At 44.4% G+C, this 23,156-nt stretch carries 23 protein-coding genes; 17 read left to right on the top strand and 6 right to left on the bottom strand.

Translation table 11 applies throughout. The annotated features are described in order from the left end of the window. Positions 1-84: 84 nt before the first annotated feature. Positions 85-636, bottom strand: a complete 552-nt coding sequence (gene pagP / locus HYN51_RS04390) for a lipid IV(A) palmitoyltransferase PagP (protein WP_108901724.1) — start codon at positions 634-636, stop codon at positions 85-87. Positions 637-1,019: 383 nt separating this feature from the next. On the opposite strand from pagP, the gene yqaB reads away from it, so the two are divergent. From yqaB to luxS, 4 genes are all read left to right on the top strand, one after another. After that, positions 1,020-1,586 (top strand): fructose-1-phosphate/6-phosphogluconate phosphatase, encoded by a 567-nt coding sequence (gene yqaB / locus HYN51_RS04395; RefSeq protein WP_108901725.1) that lies wholly within the window; start codon positions 1,020-1,022, stop codon positions 1,584-1,586. After that, on the top strand, positions 1,583-2,011 hold the full coding sequence (locus HYN51_RS04400) for a YqaA family protein (protein WP_108901726.1): 429 nt from the start codon (positions 1,583-1,585) through the stop codon (positions 2,009-2,011). Before yqaB ends, HYN51_RS04400 begins: the two co-directional genes overlap by 4 nt. 72 nt (positions 2,012-2,083) lie before the next feature. Next, the gene (gshA, locus tag HYN51_RS04405; protein WP_108901727.1) at positions 2,084-3,646 is read left to right on the top strand and encodes a glutamate--cysteine ligase; all 1,563 of its coding nucleotides are present in this window, start codon (positions 2,084-2,086) and stop codon (positions 3,644-3,646) included. 155 nt (positions 3,647-3,801) lie between these two features. After that, positions 3,802-4,317, top strand: coding sequence for an S-ribosylhomocysteine lyase (gene luxS, locus HYN51_RS04410; protein ID WP_108901728.1), 516 nt, complete (start codon positions 3,802-3,804; stop codon positions 4,315-4,317). Between the two features lie 94 nt (positions 4,318-4,411). Here the strand turns inward: luxS and HYN51_RS04415 are convergent, their stop codons facing one another. Together HYN51_RS04415 and HYN51_RS04420 are read right to left on the bottom strand one after the other, a co-directional pair. Continuing rightward, on the bottom strand, positions 4,412-5,707 hold the full coding sequence (locus HYN51_RS04415; RefSeq protein ID WP_157952985.1) for a CNNM domain-containing protein: 1,296 nt from the start codon (positions 5,705-5,707) through the stop codon (positions 4,412-4,414). Positions 5,708-5,772: 65 nt separating this feature from the next. Continuing rightward, positions 5,773-6,564: a cytochrome C assembly family protein gene (locus HYN51_RS04420; RefSeq protein WP_108902161.1), complete on the bottom strand. Its 792-nt coding sequence runs from the start codon at positions 6,562-6,564 to the stop codon at positions 5,773-5,775. Positions 6,565-6,737: 173 nt separating this feature from the next. Here HYN51_RS04420 and ffh point away from each other — a divergent pair, with 173 nt between their 5' ends. From ffh to HYN51_RS04470, 9 genes are all read left to right on the top strand, one after another. After that, positions 6,738-8,096: a signal recognition particle protein gene (gene ffh, locus HYN51_RS04425; RefSeq protein ID WP_108901729.1), complete on the top strand. Its 1,359-nt coding sequence runs from the start codon at positions 6,738-6,740 to the stop codon at positions 8,094-8,096. Between the two features lie 37 nt (positions 8,097-8,133). Further along, positions 8,134-8,310 carry a hypothetical protein gene (locus HYN51_RS04430; RefSeq protein WP_108901730.1) on the top strand — a complete coding sequence of 59 codons (177 nt, stop codon included), beginning with the start codon at positions 8,134-8,136 and terminating at the stop codon, positions 8,308-8,310. 288 nt (positions 8,311-8,598) lie between these two features. Further along, positions 8,599-9,501, top strand: coding sequence for an N-acetylmuramic acid 6-phosphate etherase (murQ, locus tag HYN51_RS04435; protein WP_108901731.1), 903 nt, complete (start codon positions 8,599-8,601; stop codon positions 9,499-9,501). A 328-nt stretch (positions 9,502-9,829) separates the two neighbouring features. Further along, positions 9,830-10,078: a 30S ribosomal protein S16 gene (gene rpsP, locus HYN51_RS04445; protein WP_108901733.1), complete on the top strand. Its 249-nt coding sequence runs from the start codon at positions 9,830-9,832 to the stop codon at positions 10,076-10,078. A gap of 19 nt (positions 10,079-10,097) precedes the next feature. After that, on the top strand, positions 10,098-10,628 hold the full coding sequence (gene rimM / locus HYN51_RS04450) for a ribosome maturation factor RimM (RefSeq protein ID WP_108901734.1): 531 nt from the start codon (positions 10,098-10,100) through the stop codon (positions 10,626-10,628). A 54-nt stretch (positions 10,629-10,682) separates the two neighbouring features. Further along, on the top strand, positions 10,683-11,429 hold the full coding sequence (gene trmD / locus HYN51_RS04455) for a tRNA (guanosine(37)-N1)-methyltransferase TrmD (protein WP_108901735.1): 747 nt from the start codon (positions 10,683-10,685) through the stop codon (positions 11,427-11,429). A gap of 56 nt (positions 11,430-11,485) precedes the next feature. Then, a complete protein-coding gene (rplS, locus tag HYN51_RS04460) occupies positions 11,486-11,842 on the top strand; it encodes a 50S ribosomal protein L19 (protein WP_108901736.1) in 357 nt (118 codons plus the stop codon). 99 nt (positions 11,843-11,941) lie between these two features. Beyond that, on the top strand, positions 11,942-12,502 hold the full coding sequence (locus tag HYN51_RS04465; RefSeq protein WP_108901737.1) for a hypothetical protein: 561 nt from the start codon (positions 11,942-11,944) through the stop codon (positions 12,500-12,502). 226 nt (positions 12,503-12,728) lie between these two features. Further along, entirely contained in the window at positions 12,729-13,907 is a 1,179-nt protein-coding gene (locus HYN51_RS04470) for a pyridoxal phosphate-dependent aminotransferase (protein WP_108901738.1), read from the top strand. Positions 13,908-13,961: 54 nt separating this feature from the next. Here the strand turns inward: HYN51_RS04470 and HYN51_RS04475 are convergent, their stop codons facing one another. Together HYN51_RS04475 and bamD are read right to left on the bottom strand one after the other, a co-directional pair. Next, entirely contained in the window at positions 13,962-14,438 is a 477-nt protein-coding gene (locus HYN51_RS04475) for an OB-fold protein (protein ID WP_108901739.1), read from the bottom strand. 350 nt (positions 14,439-14,788) lie between these two features. Next, on the bottom strand, positions 14,789-15,520 hold the full coding sequence (gene bamD, locus HYN51_RS04480) for an outer membrane protein assembly factor BamD (protein ID WP_108901740.1): 732 nt from the start codon (positions 15,518-15,520) through the stop codon (positions 14,789-14,791). A 133-nt stretch (positions 15,521-15,653) separates the two neighbouring features. Here bamD and rluD point away from each other — a divergent pair, with 133 nt between their 5' ends. The 3 genes from rluD to clpB all read left to right on the top strand — a co-directional run bounded on the left by rluD (position 15,654) and on the right by clpB (position 20,075). Next, positions 15,654-16,631, top strand: a complete 978-nt coding sequence (gene rluD, locus HYN51_RS04485) for a 23S rRNA pseudouridine(1911/1915/1917) synthase RluD (RefSeq protein WP_108901741.1) — start codon at positions 15,654-15,656, stop codon at positions 16,629-16,631. Further along, complete coding sequence (gene yfiH, locus HYN51_RS04490) at positions 16,631-17,362, top strand: purine nucleoside phosphorylase YfiH (protein WP_108901742.1); 732 nt, start codon at positions 16,631-16,633, stop codon at positions 17,360-17,362. Before rluD ends, yfiH begins: the two co-directional genes overlap by 1 nt. Positions 17,363-17,501: 139 nt before the next feature. After that, positions 17,502-20,075: an ATP-dependent chaperone ClpB gene (clpB, locus tag HYN51_RS04495; RefSeq protein ID WP_108901743.1), complete on the top strand. Its 2,574-nt coding sequence runs from the start codon at positions 17,502-17,504 to the stop codon at positions 20,073-20,075. A gap of 78 nt (positions 20,076-20,153) precedes the next feature. Here clpB and rtcR read toward each other — a convergent pair whose 3' ends face one another. Further along, on the bottom strand, positions 20,154-21,755 hold the full coding sequence (gene rtcR / locus HYN51_RS04500; protein ID WP_108901744.1) for an RNA repair transcriptional activator RtcR: 1,602 nt from the start codon (positions 21,753-21,755) through the stop codon (positions 20,154-20,156). Between the two features lie 199 nt (positions 21,756-21,954). Between rtcR and HYN51_RS04505 the strand changes: the two genes are divergently transcribed. Then, positions 21,955-22,779: a nucleotidyltransferase domain-containing protein gene (locus tag HYN51_RS04505; protein ID WP_108901745.1), complete on the top strand. Its 825-nt coding sequence runs from the start codon at positions 21,955-21,957 to the stop codon at positions 22,777-22,779. Positions 22,780-23,156 lie beyond the last annotated feature (377 nt).

Consider the following 23,156-nt stretch of genomic DNA (forward strand, 5'->3'; position numbering starts at 1 on the left):
TCACAGGGCTAAAAAATAATCAGGCTAAGCGTTAACTTACCTGATAAAAAGCGTTAAAGCGACTGGCTCGGAGAAAGCGTTCCGCTAGAACTGCCAGCGAGCCCAGGTAAACAGGACATTACCGTTATTATAGGTACCGGGAATATAAGTGTTTTGGATAGCAAACCGCTTATATTCTATCGAGAATAACGGCAGCGGTAACGGCAGTGGAATATAGGAATAATCGTGGCGTGCAGTAATAGCGGCAGTAAAACCCAATCCTAAACGCCAATCTCTGTCTTTACCAAAATACCAGTTTTTCTGATAGCCATAACCGACGATGGGTTCAAATTCATTATGTGAATCCTGAAATTCCATGGCGTAAATAGAGTGCCAGTTACCATCATTGTCAAAGCGCGATACGCCATAGCCAATACCCCAAGGCCTCTCGTTATAAGAGTCAACCTTATCTTTGTCGTACATGGCGCGGTTATGCCAAGTATTCAGAGGTACATACAGGTCACGCGTAGGGGAGTCCCAAGTTTGTTTAACATTACTCTTAATGGTTTCCCAAATACCGTCATCTGTGGCCTCTTCTGCAATGGCATTGAAGGACAACGTGAATAAAAGAGCTGATGTAGTAATAACGGCTTTCATAATTTGAGAATGACTTTCCAGTATATGTTTATGTCCCTATTCTGCGCGTTTCCAAATAACAAAACGTCGCGCATAGAATCTGTTTGGCATGGTGCCCTAGCGGTGAACCGTTGGGTATTATAGTAAAAGCAGGTATGAAATTCACTATAAACGCACTATTTATGTGGTGTATCAGTTACAACATATTGTTCTGAATAGATAATGATTTCGTGGAAATAGCTACTTCTTTTATTAATTCTGTAAATTACCTTAATAAATGAAGGGGATTATTAGATATAACATAGTCAGCTACCAAGTTAACTCAATAAGCGACATTAATTGGCTTTTAAGTTAAAGTAACCAAATAGTTTGTTATCTGTTACCTAAATATTGAGAGGTCTGTCATGTATGACCGCTATCAGGGGTTGATCTTTGATATGGATGGCACCTTGCTGGACACGGAAGAAGGGCATCGAAGAGCCTGGACGGAGGTACTGGCAAAATATGGCATGGCGCTGGATTTAGAAAAGGTAATCGCTCTGAATGGTTCGCCTTCTTGGAAGATTGCCGAGTTTGTCATCAACAGTTATCAGATTGATATGGACCCTCATCAATTAGCGCAGGAAAAATCTGATATTGTCGCAGAGATGGTATTAGACATGGTCAAGCCATTGCCGATTGTCGAAGTGGTAAAATCCTATCATGGAAAACGCCCAATGGCAGTGGGAACCGGCAGTACGCATAGTTTTGCAGAAAGGCTCTTGCAACATGTTGGGCTAAAAGATTATTTTACAGCAATTGTTGGTGCTGATGATGTGCACAATCACAAGCCTGCACCGGATACTTTCCTACTTTGCGCACAATTGATGAAAGTACCCCCTGATTCCTGCATTGTCTTTGAAGATGCACCGTTTGGCCTTCAGGCGGCTAAAGCTGCAGGTATGGATGCTGTAGATGTTCGTTATTTGTGAGTGATTCACTATCGCTATCGGCGCTATTCAGCAGCAGTTTTCTGAGTGCGACGATACTGCCAGGTAATTCAGAAGTGGTATTTGCCACTTTGTTAACCACGGTAAATACGGCTCCGTGGTTATTGTTGGTAGTTGCGATTACAGGGAATACGCTAGGAGGATTGACGAATGTCATTATTGGCCGAATAGCGCCAGTATCTAAACATCACCCACGATTAGAATTGGCTATGAAATGGCTACAACGCTATGGTTCTTCGGCGTTGTTATTAAGTTGGTTGCCCGTAATGGGTGATTTATTGTGTCTGCTGGCCGGTTGGTTACGTTTACCCTGGTGGTCGGTTACTTTTTTTATGCTGTTAGGGAAATCACTACGCTATTTGGTTGTGATGATGATTACCCTAAAGAGCATCTCTTTTTTTAGCTAATAAAAGAGAAAAGTAACGATATGAATCTTCGGTTTTGGCAGGTTGTATGAACATTGATTACGGGAGGTCGAATTGATCCCGGACGTATCGAAAGCGCTATCCTGGCTGGAAGCGAACCCTCAAGCTCTAAATGGTATTCAACGTGGTATTGAACGTGAGACCCTTCGTATAACTCCAGATGGTCATCTGGCGACGACTCCACATCCTAAATCATTGGGTTCGGCATTGACCCATCGCTGGATAACCACGGACTTTGCTGAGGCATTGCTCGAGTTTATTACGCCAGTGGACGAGAATGTCGATCACTTGCTGGCTTTCCTGCGTGACATTCACCGCCACGTGAGTCGCGATTTGGGTTCTGAACTGATGTGGCCACTAAGTATGCCATGCGTTATCAGTTCAGAAGATAAAATTGAGTTGGCTCAGTACGGTACTTCAAACGTTGGTCGCTTTAAGACCCTGTATCGTGAGGGGTTAAAGAATCGCTATGGCGCGTTAATGCAGACAATTTCCGGTGTTCATTATAATTTCTCTCTGCCGTTAGAATTTTGGCAGGCACGAGAAGGAATAACTGACGCCGAAAGCGGTAAAGAGAAAATTTCGGAAGGGTATTTCCGACTGATCCGTAACTATTATCGCTTTGGCTGGGTGATCCCTTACCTGTTTGGTGCTTCCCCAGCGCTTTGCTCCTCTTTTATCAAAGGCCGTGAAAATAAAATGCCTTTTGAAAAGTTGAAAAGCGGAGCCTGTTATTTACCTTATGCGACCTCATTACGTATGAGTGATCTTGGATATACCAATACCGCTCAAAGTAATCTTGGTATTACCTTCAACAATCTGACCACTTATGTGGAAGGATTGAAAAAAGCCATTTCCATTCCAGCTCAGCAATTTAAACCGTTAGATGAGAAGAAGAATGGCCACTACCAGCAGCTCAACAGCAATGTTTTGCAAATAGAAAATGAATTCTACGCGCCAATTCGGCCGAAGCGTGTTACGCGCAAAGGTGAATCACCATCCGATGCGTTATTGCGTGGCGGCGTAGAATATATTGAAGTCAGAGCGCTGGATATTAACCCGTTCTCACCCATTGGTATTGATGCCGATCAAGCACGCTTCCTCGATTTGTTCCTGATTTGGTGTGCATTGGCAGATGCGCCAGAAATGAGCAGTGAAGAACTCCAGTGTACACGCCATAACTGGAACCGAGTTATTCTGGAAGGACGTAAACCGGGGCAGACTATTGGTATCGGTTGCGACACTGCTCGCCAGCCGTTGGAAGTCGTTGGTAAATCATTGTTTGCGGATTTATTGCGGGTTGCCGAGGTACTGGATGGCTCAAACAAAAATTCGCAATATCAGAATGTATGCAATAAATTAATATCAGCCTTTGAAGATCCTGAGCTGACGTTCTCCGGCAGAATGCTACAAGCTATCAAAGATGTGGGTATTGGCAGCTTTGGTTTGGCACTGGCGGAACAATATCGTCAGATGCTGCAGTCAGAGCCATTAAGCGTGTTAACGGAAGACGCTATGGAATCTGAACGTGTCGCTTCTCTCCGTCGTCAGCAAGAGATGGAGCAGCAGGATACGATAAGCTTTGATGAATATCTGGCGGAACAAAACCAGCGTTAATTAGATAAAAGAAAGGCCACATATCTAGTGGCCTTATAAACATCTCTAAAAAGGGATGATGATAACGAGTGTTCTTGTACTTATTAGGACTCACGTTTTCGAGAAAGGTTTCCTGTTTCAGTAAAAAAATATATTTTTTTTATAAGGTGACGAAAATGCCATTGTTAGATAGTTTTACCGTTGACCATACCCGTATGGCTGCACCCGCGGTTCGGGTTGCAAAAACAATGCAAACGCCTCATGGCGATACCATCACAGTATTTGATTTACGTTTCTGTCGCCCAAATATGGAAATTCTACCTGAGAAGGGCATCCATACATTAGAGCATCTGTTTGCCGGATTCATGCGTGACCATCTGAATGGTAACGGCGTTGAGATTATCGATATTTCTCCAATGGGATGCCGTACTGGATTCTATATGAGCCTGATTGGTCAGCCGGAAGAAGGTAGGGTAGCTAAAGCATGGGAAGCCGCAATGGCTGATATACTTAAGGTGCAGGATCAAAATAAGATCCCTGAACTGAATGAATTCCAGTGTGGCACCTATGAGATGCACTCACTGAAAGAAGCTCATGATATTGCGCGCCACATTATTGACAGCGGTATTCGGGTGAATCACAACGATGAGCTGGCATTACCGGCAGATAAATTATCTGAGTTACATTTGTAATTTCATTATCTGTTACTAAATCATTGGTGTTAAGCCGATAAAATAAAACCCGCTAAAGCGGGTTTTATTTTATCGGTAATCCAATCATACCCCATTATTTCTTTTTTAGGCTCTTCGCCAGCGGTTCATCATTGAGTGGGCGAATCAGCACCTGCTTAATCATATTGTTATTCACTTCGATAATATCGACAGAATAGTTTTTGAAGTCAACGTGGGTACCTATCTCTGGAATATCTTCAAAATGTTCCAGCAGTAATCCATTAATGGTCTTGGCTGTGGAGGTTGGTAAGTGCCAGCCGAAGGCTTTATTCAGTTCGCGGATACTAGCACTACCGTCAATGTAAACGGAGCCATCTGCTTGAGGTATCACTTCTTCCGCTAGTGAAGGAGACATGGAGGTAGTGAAGTCACCTACGATTTCTTCAAGAATGTCTTCTACACTAACCAGCCCCTGAATATCGCCATATTCATCGACGATGATGCCGACCTTTTCCCGATTGCGTTGAAATTTGACTAATTGTACGTTCAGTGGAGTCCCTTCTGGAATAAAGTAGATTTTGTCCGCAGCACGTAGCATCGTCTCTTTATTGAACTCATTTTTTTCCATCATCAGACGATAAGCTTCACGAACCCGCAACATACCAATGGCGTCATCTAGTGAGTCACGATACAACACAATACGACCGTGGGGAGAGTGGGTTAGCTGCTTAAGAATATCCTTCCATTCATCGTTTACGTTGATGCCTACAATCTCATGGCGTGGAACCATAATGTCATCCACGTTAACGACTTCTAAATCCAATACGGATAACAACATGCTTTGGTAACGATGGGAAATCAGCGGATTTGAGGCGTTTACAATAGTCCGCAGCTCATCTTTACTGACCGCATCACTGCCTTTAACGTCAGAGCGCAAACCAAACAGATGCATAATCAGGCGAGTTATACCATTCAGTAACCAAACCAACGGTGCCATGATTTTTTGCAGTGGTTTTAGTAACAAACTGCTGGGAAATGCAACGCGCTCAGGGTAAAGGGCCGCAACGGTTTTCGGCAAAACTTCTGCGAACACCAAGATGACAAAGGTCAGAATACCGGTGGCAATGGCGACACCAAGGTTGCCATACAGACGGATACCGATAACGGTAGCCAGAGAGGAGGCCAGAATATTAACCAGATTATTGCCAATTAAAACCAGACTAATTAAACGATCCGGGCGCTGCAGCAGTTTTTCTACGCGTCGTGCCTGATGGTTGCCTTTGCTGGCAAGGTGGCGGAGCCGGTAGCGGTTCAGCGTCATCATCCCCGTTTCCGAAGCTGAGAAATAGGCTGAAATTAGCACCATAACAATCAAAATAATAATTAGGGTGCCGGTTGATACGTCGTCCACCGATGAATATCCTTAGTGATGATGAGCTATACGATCAGTATATAAACAGCATGTCTAAAATGCTGTCAACGAACCAAAAGTTCCTGAATCAGTCGGCTGCCAAAATAGCCCATAGTCAGTAAAAATGCGCCACTCAAGCTAAACCATACCACTTTACGACCGCGCCAGCCTTTAGTGTAGTGACCCCAGAGTAATACCAGATAAACCAGCCATGCGATGGTAGATAGCGTAGTTTTATGCACATTTTCCTGACCAAGCAGATTGTCCAGATAAAGTACGCCACTCAGTAATGTGAGAGTAAGTAGAATCACACCAACCTGAGTGATATGAAAACACTTACGCTCAATCGACAACAGTGGTGGCATATCCGGGCTGAACGTTAACTTTTTATTTTTCAGCCGATAATCAATCCAAGCAATTTGAATAGCATAGAGTGCTGCAATAATCAGTGTAGCATAAGAGAACAAGGCTAAAACAATGTGCACCAACAGTGATGGGCTATCTTCCAGATGGGTAATAAATTCCCAAGGAGTAAAGCTAGCTAATGCCAGATTAATGACGGAAAAACTATAAACAATGGGAAGCAGTATCCAACCGCGATCCTTAGAAGCCACAAATGTCATGATGGCGCTGATCAGCAGGCTGGCTCCAGAGGCGATATTAAGCAAACTTAGATTTTGGCCATAGTCGACATCAAAAATACGCTGTTGAAGAGCGATTCCGTGAAAAACGATCGCAATAGTGGCCGATATCAACGTCCAGCGACGATGAATGCCTTTTTTTCTTAACAGGCTGGGGATAATCAATCCAAGACTGGTCAGATATGCGATCAGTGATAATATGGCGAAGACAGGCATAATAATTAATGTTTGCATAAACCATGGAAAAAAGTGTAACCAGTATAACGTTAGTGGCGATTCCCTCCAATCAATTCTCAATAAGTATCGGTAACTGACCTGAGTATTGTTCGTGTTATACTTGCTAAAATTTTACCGCTGTCGCGGATTACCATCATGTTGGGCATAAGACGATGTTTGAAAACTTAACCGATAGATTGTCGCGCACGCTGCGCAACATCAGTGGCCGTGGGCGACTGACCGAAGATAATATTAAAGATACATTACGTGAAGTCCGTATGGCGTTGCTGGAAGCCGATGTGGCTTTACCGGTAGTTCGTGATTTTATCAATAGAGTAAAAGAGAGTGCCGTCGGGCAGGAAGTCAATAAGAGCCTGACTCCAGGGCAAGAGTTCGTCAAAATTGTTCGTAATGAACTGGTTGCTGCGATGGGTGAGGAAAATAATAGCCTCAACCTGGCTGCTCAGCCGCCAGCAGTAATTTTAATGGCCGGTTTGCAGGGGGCGGGTAAAACCACCAGCGTTGCCAAACTGGCTAAATTCCTGAAAGAAAAACAGAAGAAAAAGGTATTGGTCGTCTCTGCTGACGTATATCGTCCGGCGGCAATTCGTCAGTTAGAAACGTTGGCGGAAGCCATCAGCGTTGATTTTTTCCCGTCGGATGCTCAGGAAAAACCGGTTGATATTGTTAACAACGCCTTAAAACAAGCCAAGCTCAAGTTCTATGACGTTTTGATTGTCGATACCGCTGGTCGCTTGCACGTTGATGAAGCGATGATGGACGAAATCAAACAGGTTCATGCGGCTATCAATCCGGTAGAAACACTGTTTGTTGTAGATGCTATGACCGGTCAGGATGCGGCTAATACGGCGAAAGCTTTCAATGAAGCACTGCCGTTAACCGGTGTGGTACTGACCAAAGTCGATGGCGATGCCCGTGGAGGTGCCGCGCTTTCTATTCGTCATATTACCGGTAAGCCGATTAAGTTTCTGGGGATTGGTGAGAAGACCGAAGCGTTGGAGCCTTTCCATCCCGATCGTGTAGCATCGCGAATTCTTGGCATGGGTGACATGCTCTCTTTGATCGAAGATCTTGAGAGTAAAGTTGACCGTGAGCAAGCGGAGAAGCTGGCAAATAAACTGAAGAAAGGTGACGGTTTTGACCTGACCGACTTCCTCGATCAGCTTAAACAAATGCGAAACATGGGCGGAATGGCTAGCATGATGAGCAAATTGCCCGGTGCAGGCCAGATTCCGGATAACGTAAAAGCTCAGATGGATGACAAATTGCTGGTGCGCATGGAAGCGATTATTAACTCCATGACGTTAAAAGAACGCGCCAGCCCGGAAATCATCAAAGGTTCACGCAAGCGCCGTATTGCCGCAGGTTCAGGTATGCAGGTACAGGATGTTAACCGCCTGCTGAAGCAGTTCGACGATATGCAGCGCATGATGAAGAAGATGAAGAAAGGTGGATTAGCGAAAATGATGCGCGGAATGAAAGGCATGATGCCGCCGGGTATGATGCGCTAATTTTGAGTATTGATATTCCATGGGGGAGATGCGGTAAATGGCCTGTTTGGCTGTGATGGCCACCAATCTGGCGCAGTTTCCCCCAATGGAAAAGAATATTCCTGAATACATACAGGAAAATGCCAAAAGAATTAGAGAATTGTCCTCTCAGGAACTGGCGGCGATCTTAAACATTAGCCAGTCTCAGGTAGTTAAATTGGTGCTAAGTTGGTAACGATTGCCTGTTTAAAAACTAACCCAGTAAAAAATTTGGCTAACAATGCGCTTCATTCCGTCGCGGACAAAAAGCAGTGGCGCAGTTCTTCGCACTCACTTAGTGAATAAAATCACGCTGTAATCATTTCTCTGGTTAATTCTTCGAATTCTCAACCTGTGATTTTTATCACGTATCAGTTGTTCAGCTTTTCGCTCTTTAATGGGATAATTTATTATTAATTAATATGTTATCTTGAAATAAAAAATCCCACTCATGGTTAGTAATAATTAGCTTACTGAGGCTTACATGAATATTGATTTAAGCTCGATGGTCACTGAAAGCCGCAATATGGCAAGCAAAGATATCGACCAGCTATCAACGCTGGAGATGCTGCGGGTGATAAACAACGAGGACAAAAAAGTTGCGTTGGCGGTTGAACAAGAGTTACCGCACATTGCGGATGCAGTAGACATTATTAGTACTGCGTTCACCCAAGGTGGCCGTTTGGTGTATTGCGGGGCGGGGACATCTGGGCGATTGGGTATTTTAGATGCCAGTGAATGCCCACCAACGTATGGTACTAAACCTGAACAGGTTATTGGCTTGATTGCCGGTGGTCATCAGGCAATCTTTAAAGCAGTAGAAAATGCAGAAGATAGTCTGGAGTTAGGTATTGAGGATTTGAAAGCCATTCGTTTCAGTCATAACGATGTGCTGGTTGGCATTGCCGCCAGCGGCAGAACGCCTTATGTGATTGCTTCCATGGAATATGCCAAATCACAGGGCGCTAAAGTTATCAGTATTAGCTGTAACCCAGATAGCCCGATAGCCCAACAGGCTGACATCGCAATTACCCCGGTTGTGGGTGGTGAAGTGGTTACCGGTTCATCACGAATGAAAGCGGGAACCGCTCAAAAGCTGGTGCTGAATATGCTGACTACTGGCTCAATGATAAAAATTGGCAAAGTGTACGGAAACTTAATGGTAGATGTGGAAGCGACCAACGCCAAGCTGGTAGAAAGACAAAAAAATATCGTGATGCAGGCAACGGACTGTAGCCGGGAAGAGGCAGAGCAAGCGTTATCACAGTGTCAACGCCACTGTAAAACAGCCATAGTGATGGTATTAACCGGTATGAGTGCAGAACAGGCCAAACAAGCTTTATCAGCCAGTCATGGATTTATCCGTACAGCAATCGCCTCTAAATAATCAGTGCGGGGGCATCTTCTCAGAAGTAATGGGTGATGTGTTCGACGGGTTAATTCGAGCTAAATTTTTTAGATTTTATCTCCACGATTAAATTAAACCATGTCGAAATGCTTTATTCCGACATGGGTAATTGATTTATGTGGTAAGTTACTCCCGTTTATTGAGTGATACAGTCTCTGTTCCAGCCACTTTTGGAATTGAATCACTAATATCAGGCGCTTTAGGTTGCTTTTTGCGCCAAAATGAGTAAAATTTTCGGGCTTTTTATATTGCACCAGACCCCGTTCCTCGATGGGGTCTGTGTGTTTTATTAACTAAAGAGGATGTTATGGTAACAATTCGTTTAGCTCGTGGCGGCGCAAAAAAGCGTCCGTTTTATCAAGTTGTTGTGACCGACAGTCGTAATGCACGTGACGGTCGCTTCATCGAACGCGTAGGCTTCTTCAACCCGGTTGCAACCGGTCAAGCAGAACGTCTGCGTTTAGATCTGGACCGTATCAATCATTGGACTGGTCTGGGTGCAACCGTTTCTGATCGCGTAGCTACGCTGATCAAAGACGCAAACAAAGCAGCATAATTTGTCTGGGTGTCAACAAATGAGCAAACTACTAAATCCGATAGTTCTCGGGAAACTGGGTTCTACATATGGCATCCGGGGTTGGCTCAGAGTGTTCTCATCCACCGAGCAGTCTGAAAGCATTTTTGATTATCAGCCGTGGTATATCCAGCGGGCTGGTGAATGGCGGGTTATCGAGCTGGAAGGCTGGAAACGCCACAATCAGGATTTGATCATCAAGCTGAAAGGCGTTGACGATCGTGAAGTTGCCAACAGTTTGACCAATTGTGAAATTGCCGTTGAAGCTGGGCAACTGCCTCCACTGGAAGAGGGGGATTACTACTGGAAAGACCTTATGGGCTGTCAGGTAGTAACAACTTCTGGTTACGAACTGGGTAAAGTCATTGACATGATGGAAACCGGTTCGAATGACGTTTTAGTGGTTAGAGCAAATCTGAAAGATGCTTTTGGTGCCAAGGAACGTTTAATCCCGTTCCTGGATGGACAAGTTATCAAAAAAATCGATCTCACTGCTCAATTAATTACAGTTGATTGGGATCCTGGTTTCTAACTCCGTATTTGACGTGTTGAGCGTCTGGCGGTAGTAGCAAATGGAACGTTAAGTATGTGGATTGGTGTAATTAGCCTGTTCCCCGAAATGTTCCGCGCGATTACTGATTATGGGGTAACCGGCCGAGCAGTAAAAAATGGCCTGCTGAGTGTAACCTGCTGGAGTCCACGAGACTTCACACACGATCGGCATCGTACCGTGGACGAGCGACCTTATGGCGGCGGACCGGGAATGTTGATGATGGTTCAGCCCTTACGGGATGCAATACACGCAGCAAAAGCAGCGGCAGGCGAAGGGGTGAAAGTGATTTATCTTTCACCACAGGGTCGCAAACTGGACCAACAGGGTGTTTGCGAGCTGGCAACGAATCAGAAGCTGATTTTGATTTGTGGTCGGTACGAAGGCGTGGATGAGCGCGTAATACAAACCGAAGTCGATGAAGAATGGTCTATCGGTGATTATGTACTCAGTGGCGGCGAGCTTCCCGCGATGACATTGATCGATTCAGTTTCCCGATTTATACCGGGAGTGCTGGGGCATCAAATGTCAGCGGAAGAGGATTCGTTTGCCGACGGTTTGTTGGACTGTCCGCACTATACCCGACCTGAGGTGTTAGATGGCATGGAAGTACCGGCAGTATTATTATCGGGCAACCATGAACATATTCGTCTTTGGCGCATGAAACAGTCGCTGGGTCGAACCTGGCTTAGAAGACCTGAGCTTCTAAAAAGCCTAGCTCTGACTGATGAGCAAGCAATGCTGTTAAAACAGTTCCAACAGGAACATCAACAGCAAGACTAATAAGGGAAGGATAATCGTTCCCGCAGTTTCAGTTTACCTAGGGTAAGAGAGATATTATGAGCAACATTATTAAGCAAATTGAACAAGAACAGATGAAAAAGGACGTACCTGCATTCCGTCCGGGTGATTCCGTGGAAGTCAAGGTATGGGTCGTTGAAGGTAGTAAGAAACGTCTGCAGGCATTCGAGGGCGTGGTTATCGCTATTCGTAACCGCGGTCTGCATTCTGCGTTCACTGTTCGTAAAATTTCCAACGGCGAAGGTGTAGAGCGTGTATTCCAGACTCACTCACCTGTTATTGACAGCATTGCTGTTAAACGTCGTGGTGCCGTTCGTCAGGCTAAACTGTACTATCTGCGTGAGCGCGCTGGTAAGTCTGCTCGTATCAAAGAGCGTCTTGGTAGTAAAGCTTAAGCAACATCCAAAAGCTATTAGTTATATACAGGGCTTAGCAGTGCTAAGCCCTTTTTTTCGCACTAAAAAGTAATATTGGAATATTACATAGGGTGTTTGATGGTTAACCGAGCAAGAAAAAAGTTAATCAAATATATGATATTAGCTGTGGTGATATCTTCTTTACTGCTGGCAGTAAACTGGTATCTGCTTTGGTCAGCATCGATATCTAATCGTACGGTTCTTATCCCTGAGTTTCCTTTTTTTACTATCACACTAATCGTCAGCGCCATTTTTGGTATTATTTTCTTACTGTGTAAGCAATTTAAGCGAACTATAAAAGAGCGATTGGTGATATTTTTGTTCGGTACCTGTATTAGTCTTGTCGTCTGCTCAAATTTATTTGATGTTTATGTTTATCTATTTCCTGAAAAAACAATAAGCTATATAACGGAGTATAAAGTATCTTATCTCGGACCTCGTAGAGGAAAATTTGGGCGTTGCGAAGCTGGATTACGGATTAAAGAACAATATACTGGGCGGTGGATTGAATTTTGTTCTTCGAAAGAGGCTTTGAAGCCTGGTGAACAGCGTAAGCAAGGGATGAATGGCGTGTTTGTTGTTGCAAAGGTTAACAAGCTGGGTGCTTATATTGTCCAATATGAGTTTACTGATGGGTAGGGTGCTACATATAAGTCAAACGTAGCGAAAGGATAATATGTTAATTGCTATGCATTCACGTGAGACTGTAAATGAGATTAACTCATGACTTCTCTTCTCTCCCACTCTATCCTTCTTTTCTTTGAGTAAATTTATTTTCTGATATTTACAATATTCATAAAATTCGCTAGGTTATCGCAGAAAATACATATTTTTTGAATAAATATTCATTATAAGCGAGAAGATCATGGATAGACGTACACTATTAAAATCATCAGGATTACTGCTGGGTGGATTAACCTTTGGAAATTTAGCCACCGGTGTTGCCAGAGCCAGTCAGGATCATCAAACTGCCAGTACTGCAAAAATTTTACCGACACCTACCAAAGACCAACCACTGTTGCTTAACTTTAATGAGAACTCCCTAGGGATGTCCCCTAAGGCACAGCAAGCGGTGGTTAATGCCTTACCTCAAGCCTTCCGCTACCCGGATGCCGCCAGAGAGCAATTAATTGAAAAAATAGCTGAGAGCCACAAACTACAATCAAAAAATATCTCATTAGGTAATGGCTCATCAGAATCCATTCAGGCTGTGGTTCAAATGGCTATTTATCAGGCCCAAAAAGCGGGTCAGAAGGTTCAGGTTATTGTTCCTGATCCTACCTTCAACTACGCTGAACTGTATGCCAAAGCGCTTGGCGTTGCGGTTATCAAGGTACCATTGAATGATAAGCTGGCGTTTGATATTGAGGCAATGAAGAAGGTCGCCAATGAATTCCCCGGCTTATCCATTGTATATCTGTGTAATCCAAATAACCCAACGGCAACCATTACGCCGGCTGACCAAATAGATCCTTGGATTAAAGCAGCATCAGAACGCACTTTGTTCCTGTTGGATGAAGCCTATGCGGAGTTCGTCACCGATCCGCGTTTTCAAAGCGGCATCGAGCTGGTTTTAAAACAGCATAAAAATGTAGTGGTAACCCGTACTTTTTCTAAAATTTATGCGTTAGCAGGTTTGCGTATTGGTTATGCCGTCGCCCATGAAGAGATTATTGCTCAGGTTGAAGACTTTATTTCACTGGATAATACCAATGCAGCCGGTGCAGTTGCGGCACTTGCTTCGCTGGATGATAAGACCTTCCTCACCATCAGTAAGACTTCAGTAGAAACCGCACGTAAAATTGTGACCAATGCGCTGGATGAACTGGGTCTGGAGTATTTACCATCACAGGCTAACTTTATCTTCCACAAAGTACCGGGGGAGGTAAAAACCTATCAGGACAGAATGAAGGAATATCATGTGTTTGTTGGACGAGAATTCCCACCCGCCAAAGGCTGGAATCGACTGACGCTGGGTACGCCAGAAGAGATGACGACGTTTGTTAGCATACTGAAAGAGTTTCGTAGCAAAGGTTGGATCTAACTAAAAATGAGTGCCACATAAAAATCCAGTGGCACTCTAACTAAAAATTAGAATTTACTGATTAAAAATACAATCCCTACCTGAAGGCGAGCCCACCAGACGAGACATTTTTTCACAAGTGATGACGACAGTTTGGCCTTTCTTCAAATTCAACGCTACGCTTTTACTACTGCTATCCATAGTCATACGTGCTGGCATGAATTCATTTGATGTACGCAAATTAATAATAATGTTATCAAGAAAGTCTTTATCAATAGCTTGAACGACACCCTTAACTTCAATTAGTTTGCCTTTCATTTTTTCATCTACTGCAACTTCATTTTCTTCATAATCATTAAATAATGCTTTGGCTGTTGTCTTATATATCTCTGGTTTTACTTCTGCCTGAGCTACTGGTTTTGGCGACTCAGTTGAAGGTGTTGAGGTACCAACATTACTTCCAGTACTTGATTCTTTATTTTTACCAGCAAAAAATCCGATTACCATTAAAGCAACAAATATAATAACAATCCATTTTAAAACCTTCTTCATCACGAGTTCCCTCATTATTAATATAACGTTATTTTAATCCAGGCATAAAACAATAAGCCAAAATAATCAATATGTTATCGATTATTAATACTTGTTAATGCATCAATAATTAGGGGGAGGAACTAATTAAACAAAACAAAAAAGGGCTTAGCACTAAACGGTAATATTAAAATATTATATGGGGCTGGATGGCATTTTTGTTGTTGCAAGGCTTAACAAGCTGGATGCTTATATTGTCTATTATGAGTTTACTTATAAGTAGGGTACAACATATAAGTAAAACGTAGCGAAGGGATGAGATGTTAATCGCTACGCATTCACGTAGCGATTAACTGAAGGCGATAAAATAATCAGTCTTTGATTTCGTTAGTTTCGATAATCTTTTTGACTTTATCCGCCTGAGACGCCAGATTTAGCTGCCGATAAGCATTTTCCATTAACGGTAATGCATTGCGTGTTGCTTCAGAATCAGGATAATCATGCAGCATTTGCTCAACACGGTTAACTACTGCAACAAAAGCGCCGCGCTTAGTGTAATATTGCGCAACGGAAAGCTCGTAGCTAGCCAGACGGTTGTGTAACGCGACTAAGCGTTTTTGAGCATCAGCGGCATAGGCGCTTTGTGGGAAGTTTTGCACTACCTGAGTAAAGTCGCGGAATGCGGCGCGGGCATGTTGCGGATCGCGATCCGAACGGTCAATACCAAAGAAATTTTGTACGGTATTACCGTCGAACGCCATATCGGTTAAGCCGCGCATATACATAACATAATCAATGTTAGGGTGCGTAGGGTTTAAACGAGTAAAGCGATCAATAGTGGCTTGTGCCATTGGTAGCTCATCTGCTTTATAATAAGCGTAGATCAGATCCAGTTGCACTTGCTGTGAATAAGGACCAAACGGATAGCGATTATCAAGTGCTTCCAGTTCAGTGATGGCGCCCCGGAAGTTGCCGCTTTGTAGTTTTTCTTGCGCGGTGGCATACATTTCCGATGGCGGATTATCGGGGACAGTGTCCGATGAGCAACCTGCCAACGTCAGGCTCAATATGGCAGAGGCCACTAAATATTTCATACGCATCATGACGTTTTGCTTATCCTCAGAGTGTTGTTCTGGAAGCTATCCATTCAGCTTCCGGTGAGTACCAGTTACAATAGCACATTATTTTAAACGGCATTGCCGCGAAAACCCAACTTAAAACTTAAGAAGTTATTTTATGTCACAGCAAGTACAACTCACAGCAACAGTTGCCGAGTCACAACTCGGACAACGATTAGATCAGGCTTTGGCCGAATTGTTCCCTGATTATTCACGTTCTCGCATAAAAGAATGGATTTTGGAAGAGCGTGTATCAGTAAACGGTCAAATAATCACTAAACCTAAAGAAAAAGTTTTGGGTGGAGAGTGTATCGCAATTGATGCGCTGATCGAAGAAGAAGTACGTTGGGAATCGCAAGATATTGCATTAAACATTGTTTATGAAGATGACGATATTATCGTTATCAATAAACCAAGAGATTTTGTAGTCCATCCGGGAGCCGGTAATCCTGATGGTACGGTGTTAAATGCCTTGTTACATCATTATCCTCAGATTGCCGATGTGCCGCGCGCCGGTATTGTTCATCGTCTGGATAAAGACACGACAGGCTTAATGGTGGTAGCAAAAACAGTACCTGCCCAGACACGGCTGGTGGAAGCGTTGCAGGCCAGAGAAATTACCCGCGAATATGAAGCCGTGGCGATCGGTACTATGGCCGGTGGCGGCACGGTAGATGCGGCGATTGCACGTCATCCAACCAAACGTACTCATATGTCCGTTTATCCAATGGGGAAGCCAGCGGTAACACATTACCGGATTATGGAGCACTTTCGCGCTCACACTCGGCTACGTCTACGTCTGGAAACAGGCCGAACTCACCAGATCCGTGTGCATATGGCGCATATTACTCACCCATTGGTGGGGGATCCGCTGTATGGTGGTCGTCCTCGTCTACCGAAGGGCGCATCCGAGGCATTTATACAGCAACTACGATCTTTCGACCGTCAGGCACTGCACGCCATCATGTTACGCTTGCATCATCCCATTACCGGTGAACTGATGGAATGGCATGCGCCATTGCCGGAAGATATGGTACAACTGATAGCTGCACTACGTGCCGATACTGAACTGTTTAAAGATGAGCTGAACTGGTAATGATTCCACTAATAACGCCGGAATGGATAGCACCTGCGGGGGTGAAAGCGGTTAACACTACGCGTAATGGCGGTGTCAGCGTTGCGCCTTATCATACGTTGAATCTGGGTAACCACGTCGGTGATGAGCCAACCGCAGTGCTACAGAATCGTCAGCGCTTAGAGCAGCAGCTAAATATTTCCGGCGATATTACTTGGCTTGAACAAGTTCATGGCGTCGAGGTATTAACCCTGACGCAAAGTACACCCATATCTTTGTGTGCCGATGCCAGCTATACCCGCATGCCGGGTAAAGTTTGCGCCATCATGACTGCTGATTGTCTTCCTGTACTATTTTGTTCAGTGAACGGTGATGAAGTGGCGGCGGCTCATGCGGGTTGGCGGGGACTTCAGGCGGGAATTCTTGAACGGACAATTGAAAACTTTATGGCCGCGCCGGATAACATTATCGCGTGGTTAGGGCCAGCAATCGGTCCAACACAGTTTGAAGTCGGGCCAGAAGTTCGTGATGCTTTCATGACGGTAAATCCAGTTGCTGATAGCGCATTTTCCTCTAGAGACGATAAATATCTGGCGGATATCTACTTGTTAGCTCGCCAGCGCCTTCAGTCACTGGGTATACAAAAAATTTATGGTGGTAGTTACTGCACGGTTAGCCAACCTGAGCTATTTTTTTCATATCGGCGTGAAAGAGATACGGGCAGGATGGTCAGTTTAATTTGGTTTGATTAATCTCTTGATATTAAGTAATTTCTTTATTTTGTGAACTTACCTCAATAATTTATATTGACTTTGAACTTGAAAAACGCCTTCGCACCCCTATTTATATGACATAGCAACATATATTGTTGAACTGTTTTTGGGAGGTGTTATGCGTCTGGATCGTCTTACTAGTAAATTTCAACTCGCTCTGGCCGATGCTCAATCATTAGCGTTGGGGCGTGATAATCAATTCATAGAACCTATTCATCTGATGAGCGCTTTGCTCAGTCAGGATGGAGGAAGTGTTCGTCCATTGCTCACCTCTGCCAGCGTTGATGTTAACCGGTTGCGCCGTGACCTAGATGATGCCCTGAGTCGTGCACCGCAGGTCGAGGGGGCGGGGGGGGATGTTCAGCCATCAAATGAGCTGGTTCGTATTCTGAACCTGTGTGATAAATTGGCTCAAAAGCGCAACGATAAATTTATCTCTTCCGAACTGTTTATTCTGGCCGCATTACAAGAACGCGGGCAGTTAAGCGATCTGCTGAAAAAAGCCGGGGCAATCAGTGAGAGGTTAACCCAAGCGGTTGACCAATTAAGAGGAGGCGAAAGCGTGGACGATGCGAGTGCAGAAGATCAACGTCAGGCATTGAAGAAATATACCATCGATCTGACTGAACGAGCAGAGCAAGGCAAACTGGATCCCGTGATCGGTCGTGATGAAGAGATCCGTCGTACCATTCAGGTATTACAGCGTCGTACTAAAAATAATCCGGTACTGATTGGTGAACCCGGCGTAGGTAAAACAGCGATCGTAGAAGGTTTAGCCCAGCGTATTGTGAATGGAGAAGTGCCAGAAGGGCTGAAACACAAGCGTGTGCTCTCGTTAGATATGGGCGCATTGATCGCTGGCGCAAAATATCGCGGTGAATTTGAAGAACGTTTAAAAGGCGTTTTGAGCGATCTGGCGAAACAGGAAGGCAGCGTTATTCTGTTTATTGATGAGCTACATACTATGGTTGGCGCGGGTAAAGGTGATGGCGCAATGGATGCCGGTAACATGCTCAAACCCGCGCTGGCTCGTGGTGAGTTACACTGCGTAGGTGCCACAACGCTGGATGAATATCGTCAGTATCTTGAAAAAGATGCGGCATTAGAGCGCCGCTTCCAGAAGGTCTATGTCGCAGAACCAACCGTTGAAGACACCATCGCTATCTTGCGTGGTTTAAAAGAGCGTTATGAACTGCACCATCATGTGCAGATTACTGACCCGGCTATTGTGGCGGCTGCTACGTTGTCGCATCGCTATGTTTCCGATCGTCAGTTACCGGATAAAGCGATTGACCTGATTGATGAAGCTGCATCCAGCATTCGTATGCAGATGGACTCTAAACCCGAATCATTAGACCGTTTGGATCGCCGTATTATTCAGTTAAAGCTGGAACAGCAGGCGCTGATGAAAGAGTCTGATGAAGCCAGTAAGAAACGCCTTGAAATGCTGAACGAAGAGTTAGAGCAGAAAGAGCGTGAATATTCTGAACTGGAAGAAGAGTGGAAAGCGGAAAAAGCCGCGGTATCTGGCACCCAAACCATTAAGTCCGATCTTGAACAGGCGAGAACAGCGCTGGAACAAGCTCGTCGCGTAGGCGATCTGGCTAGAATGTCTGAACTGCAATACGGTAAGCTCCCAGAGCTGGAAAAGCAGTTAGCGCTGGCAGAAAGCTCCGAAGGTAAGACCATGAAGCTGTTGCGTAATAAAGTGACTGACGCAGAAATTGCCGAAGTACTGGCTAAAGCGACGGGTATTCCGGTCGATCGCATGTTGGAAGGCGAACGCGACAAACTGCTGCGCATGGAAAATCAGTTGCATCAGCGAGTGATTGGTCAAAATGAAGCGGTTGAAGCGGTATCAAATGCGATTCGTCGTAATCGCGCGGGTTTATCCGATCCGAATAAACCCATTGGTTCTTTCCTATTTTTAGGGCCAACTGGAGTAGGTAAAACCGAGCTGGCAAAAGCACTGGCTAACTTCATGTTCGACAGTGATGATGCAATGGTACGTATTGATATGTCGGAGTTTATGGAGAAACACAGCGTTTCTCGTCTGGTGGGTGCCCCTCCAGGCTATGTTGGTTACGAAGAGGGAGGCTATCTGACTGAAGCAGTTCGCCGTCGCCCATACTCGGTTATCTTGCTGGATGAAGTAGAAAAGGCGCATCCAGATGTATTTAATATTCTGTTGCAGGTATTAGATGATGGGCGCTTAACCGATGGTCAAGGGCGTACCGTCGATTTCCGTAATGCTGTTGTGATCATGACATCTAACCTAGGATCAGACATGATTCAGGAACGTTTTGGCCAACTGGGTTATGGTGAGATAAAAGAGTTGGTGATGAACGTGGTTGGTCATCACTTCCGCCCGGAATTTATCAACCGTATAGATGAAATGGTGGTATTCCATCCTCTGGGTGAGAGCATGATTAAATCCATCGCCCGCATTCAGTTGGAACGTTTGTATCAACGTTTGGACGATCGCGGTTATATCATCAGTATGTCTGAAGCTGCTTTAGATCTGTTAGCTAAAGAAGGATATGATCCGGTTTACGGTGCGCGCCCATTGAAACGGACTATTCAACAGGCACTTGAGAACCCGCTGGCGCAGCAAATTCTCTCCGGTCAGTTATTGCCGGGAGTACCAATAGTGCTGGATGTTGAGGGTGACAGAATTGTGGCCAAGCAATAACCGATAACCAATTGAACAGAGGGTGACAATAGTCACCCTCTGTTTTGTCTGCTTGTCTGATATAACGAGAGAGAATAATCAAATTTCTGTTTTGTCTTTTTTCACGGCTTCCCAACTCAGGCCAAAACGGGAGAGATATTTTCTTAATCTATCTGCATCATTTGGGTTCTGTTTTTGCTGGCGAGAAACGGCAAATAGTTTCCTTCCCGCCTCAGACAGGCTACTGCTGGCGTGGCAGATTTCAATAACCGCCTGCAACTGGTACTGGTCAAACAGATCTATTGGCTGATCCAGCTCCGGTAATGAAATCGGTTTAGTAGTATATCCCCAGCTTTCCTGTAAACGCTTTATTTCATCGCTGACAATATCATCACTAATTCTGCCTGATTCAGCCAGCGTTGCCATACGGGTGATGGACGCGCCCAGCTCACGGAAATTACCAGACCAAAGCGCCTCAGATGAGGTGGCAAAAGAGAGATATTTACGGCGTGATTCAGCATTAAAACGAGTTTGTTCCCCTTGCTCACGTGCAAATCGAGCCAGTTCATAATCCAGATTGGGTTCGATATCTTCACTGCGCTGAGCCAGACCGGGAAGTTTATAGGTCCATAAATTAATACGCGCATATAGATCTTCACGGAATAGACCTTCGCTGACTTGCTTGCGTAAGTCCCGATGGGTACCGGCAATAAGCTGAAAGTGGCTCTGCGTTTCTTTATCACTACCGAAAGGGAGAAATTTTTTCTCTTCGATGGCTTTCAGGAGCATCGCCTGTTCATCTAGGCCCAATTCCCCGATTTCATCCAAAAATAGCATGCCGTTATCTGCGGCCCTAAGTAGGCCTGGTCGGTCAGTTTGAGCGCCGGTAAAGGAGCCTTTAACATGGCCAAACAACGTCGACATTGCGCTATCTCCCCGAAGCGTGGCGCAGTTCACTTCAACAAAGCGGCCACTTATTTGATGTCGTTCCAGCTTGAGTTCATAGATTCTTCGGGCCAAAAATGATTTACCTGCCCCGGTAGGTCCCACCATTAATATCGGTGCGGTAGAGCGAATAGCGACACGTTCAATTTCTTCAATCAGGCGGTTAAATGTGGCATTACGAGTAGCAATGCCGGCCTTCAAATAAGAGACAGAGTTTTCACTGATTTGTTGAAAGCGAGTAGAAATCTGATCGTACCGGCTTAAGTCCAAATCGATAATGGTGTAATTGCCTTCTGGTTTACCCGAGTATTCATCGTCCCTATTGTGCCTGTTTGGCATGGTCTGAATGAGTTTACCCGGAAGATAACGTGCTTCTGTAAGCAGAAACCAACAGATTTGTACGATGTGAGTACCTGTGGTGATATGGACTAAATATTCTTCATTCTCAGGATCAAAAGGGTAGTGCTCAGAAAAATCTAATAGCTTGGTATAGACCTCTTCAATATCCCAAGGATCGTTCAATGTTAGGGCGTTTAATTTAACTTCAGTTTGTGGCGAGACCAGATGAATATCCTGAGCGAGTTGTTCCGCCATGCCTCGATCTCTGGCTGCATGGATTAATTCAAGCCGATCAATATGTAAATCAGGTTGTTGGCACATTCCCACGGTTGGACGCCATTTATTCCAGCGGTTTTCCCGCTTGCCGCGTTTATCCAAAACGGTACCTAATACACCAATAGCAACCCGCTTCATAATTTATCCCTGAATATAAATATTATCTGAATGAATAAGTTATCTTATATCTTCTGCATTCGCCAGCATTAAACTATTCATTCTAATTTGCTTCTAAAACAATTAATTAAATTTATTTTTGGTCATGGAAAAAAGTTGGCGTGCCGATTGCTATATCTGGCAGTAATACTATTAATAATAACGAATAGAAAAGGAGAATGTTATGCCAAAGGGATTACTAACTAACCGTAAATATTTACCTGTTGAAGACCATCCAGTATCAGAAGAGATGAAAAAGCGTATCTTGAATGAGTTAGAAGAGATAGAAAAAAAGTTCGATGTGAAAGTTCTGTATGCCTGTGAGTCCGGGAGTAGGGGATGGGGATTTGCTTCAACGGACAGCGATTATGACGTTCGGTTTATCTATGTACATAAAGCTGAGTGGTATTTAACCGTTGAATCAGGCAGAGACGTGATAGAACGTCCACTAGATGATGAGTTGGATATTAGCGGTTGGGAATTGCGTAAGGCGCTGGGCTTATTAAAAAGGGCTAACCCAACATTATTAGAATGGCTGGATTCTCCCATAGTTTACCGGGAGGATAGTGAGTTCATGGATAAGTTTCGCGCTCTGGCTGTTGAACACTTTTCCAGTTTACGTGCCCGTTATCACTACTTATCGATGGCCAAAAAGAACTTCCGGGGTTATTTGCAGGGGGATAAGGTTCGACTGAAGAAGTATCTCTATGTATTGAGGCCACTACTGGCGGTTAAATGGATAGATGAACGTGCAACCGTACCACCGATGCCGTTTTCTCTGCTATTGGACATTGTTGAAGAGCCCGTGCTATTGGATGAAATCTGCTATTTGTTAGAAGTTAAACGAGCAAATACTGAATCTCAATATGGTGAAAAATTGGTAAAAATACATAACTTCATAGAACGGGAGTTAGATCGATACGCTTTGAGCCAGTTTAACGCTGATGATGAAGAACAGTTATCGACATTGGCACTGGACCATTTATTGAAAGAATGTGTGATGTCCTAAACTTCAATTAGTCAAATCCGAGAGCCTTGAAGCGTCCTTATAGGCTCTTTTTATCTTCAGAACGGCATTACTCTGTATTTCATTGGTGAATAAATGAACGCTTAGCGGCTATTTTAAAATTAACACTTGCCAGAAGATTTTGAATCCCTATAATGCGCCTCCACTGACCCGGCAATAGCCGCTTCAGTTCAGACGTTACCGTGCATAAATCTGTGATTTAACACTTGACTCTGACGCGGGAAAGCGTAGTATACGCAGCCCGTGTTGCGGGAAGTTTTTCGCCGCAACATCGCTCTTTAACAATTTATCAGACAATCTGTGTGGGCACTCACGAGACGGTATCTCACGTCACTGCACTTCGGTGTAGCGACACAAAA

Source organism: Limnobaculum parvum (assembly GCF_003096015.2).
Lineage (GTDB): Bacteria > Pseudomonadota > Gammaproteobacteria > Enterobacterales > Enterobacteriaceae > Limnobaculum > Limnobaculum parvum.

What these genes read in the sequence shown, in the direction of transcription:
- pagP (WP_108901724.1), bottom strand. Translation starts at nt 636, where the DNA reads ATGAAAGCCGTTATTACTACATCAGCTCTTTTATTCACGTTGTCCTTC.
- yqaB (WP_108901725.1), top strand. Translation starts at nt 1,020, where the DNA reads ATGTATGACCGCTATCAGGGGTTGATCTTTGATATGGATGGCACCTTG.
- luxS (WP_108901728.1), top strand. Translation starts at nt 3,802, where the DNA reads ATGCCATTGTTAGATAGTTTTACCGTTGACCATACCCGTATGGCTGCA.
- HYN51_RS04420 (WP_108902161.1), bottom strand. Translation starts at nt 6,564, where the DNA reads ATGCCTGTCTTCGCCATATTATCACTGATCGCATATCTGACCAGTCTT.
- ffh (WP_108901729.1), top strand. Translation starts at nt 6,738, where the DNA reads ATGTTTGAAAACTTAACCGATAGATTGTCGCGCACGCTGCGCAACATC.
- HYN51_RS04430 (WP_108901730.1), top strand. Translation starts at nt 8,134, where the DNA reads ATGGCCTGTTTGGCTGTGATGGCCACCAATCTGGCGCAGTTTCCCCCA.
- murQ (WP_108901731.1), top strand. Translation starts at nt 8,599, where the DNA reads ATGAATATTGATTTAAGCTCGATGGTCACTGAAAGCCGCAATATGGCA.
- rpsP (WP_108901733.1), top strand. Translation starts at nt 9,830, where the DNA reads ATGGTAACAATTCGTTTAGCTCGTGGCGGCGCAAAAAAGCGTCCGTTT.
- rimM (WP_108901734.1), top strand. Translation starts at nt 10,098, where the DNA reads ATGAGCAAACTACTAAATCCGATAGTTCTCGGGAAACTGGGTTCTACA.
- trmD (WP_108901735.1), top strand. Translation starts at nt 10,683, where the DNA reads ATGTGGATTGGTGTAATTAGCCTGTTCCCCGAAATGTTCCGCGCGATT.
- rplS (WP_108901736.1), top strand. Translation starts at nt 11,486, where the DNA reads ATGAGCAACATTATTAAGCAAATTGAACAAGAACAGATGAAAAAGGAC.
- HYN51_RS04465 (WP_108901737.1), top strand. Translation starts at nt 11,942, where the DNA reads ATGGTTAACCGAGCAAGAAAAAAGTTAATCAAATATATGATATTAGCT.
- HYN51_RS04470 (WP_108901738.1), top strand. Translation starts at nt 12,729, where the DNA reads ATGGATAGACGTACACTATTAAAATCATCAGGATTACTGCTGGGTGGA.
- HYN51_RS04475 (WP_108901739.1), bottom strand. Translation starts at nt 14,438, where the DNA reads ATGAAGAAGGTTTTAAAATGGATTGTTATTATATTTGTTGCTTTAATG.
- bamD (WP_108901740.1), bottom strand. Translation starts at nt 15,520, where the DNA reads ATGATGCGTATGAAATATTTAGTGGCCTCTGCCATATTGAGCCTGACG.
- rluD (WP_108901741.1), top strand. Translation starts at nt 15,654, where the DNA reads ATGTCACAGCAAGTACAACTCACAGCAACAGTTGCCGAGTCACAACTC.
- yfiH (WP_108901742.1), top strand. Translation starts at nt 16,631, where the DNA reads ATGATTCCACTAATAACGCCGGAATGGATAGCACCTGCGGGGGTGAAA.
- clpB (WP_108901743.1), top strand. Translation starts at nt 17,502, where the DNA reads ATGCGTCTGGATCGTCTTACTAGTAAATTTCAACTCGCTCTGGCCGAT.
- HYN51_RS04505 (WP_108901745.1), top strand. Translation starts at nt 21,955, where the DNA reads ATGCCAAAGGGATTACTAACTAACCGTAAATATTTACCTGTTGAAGAC.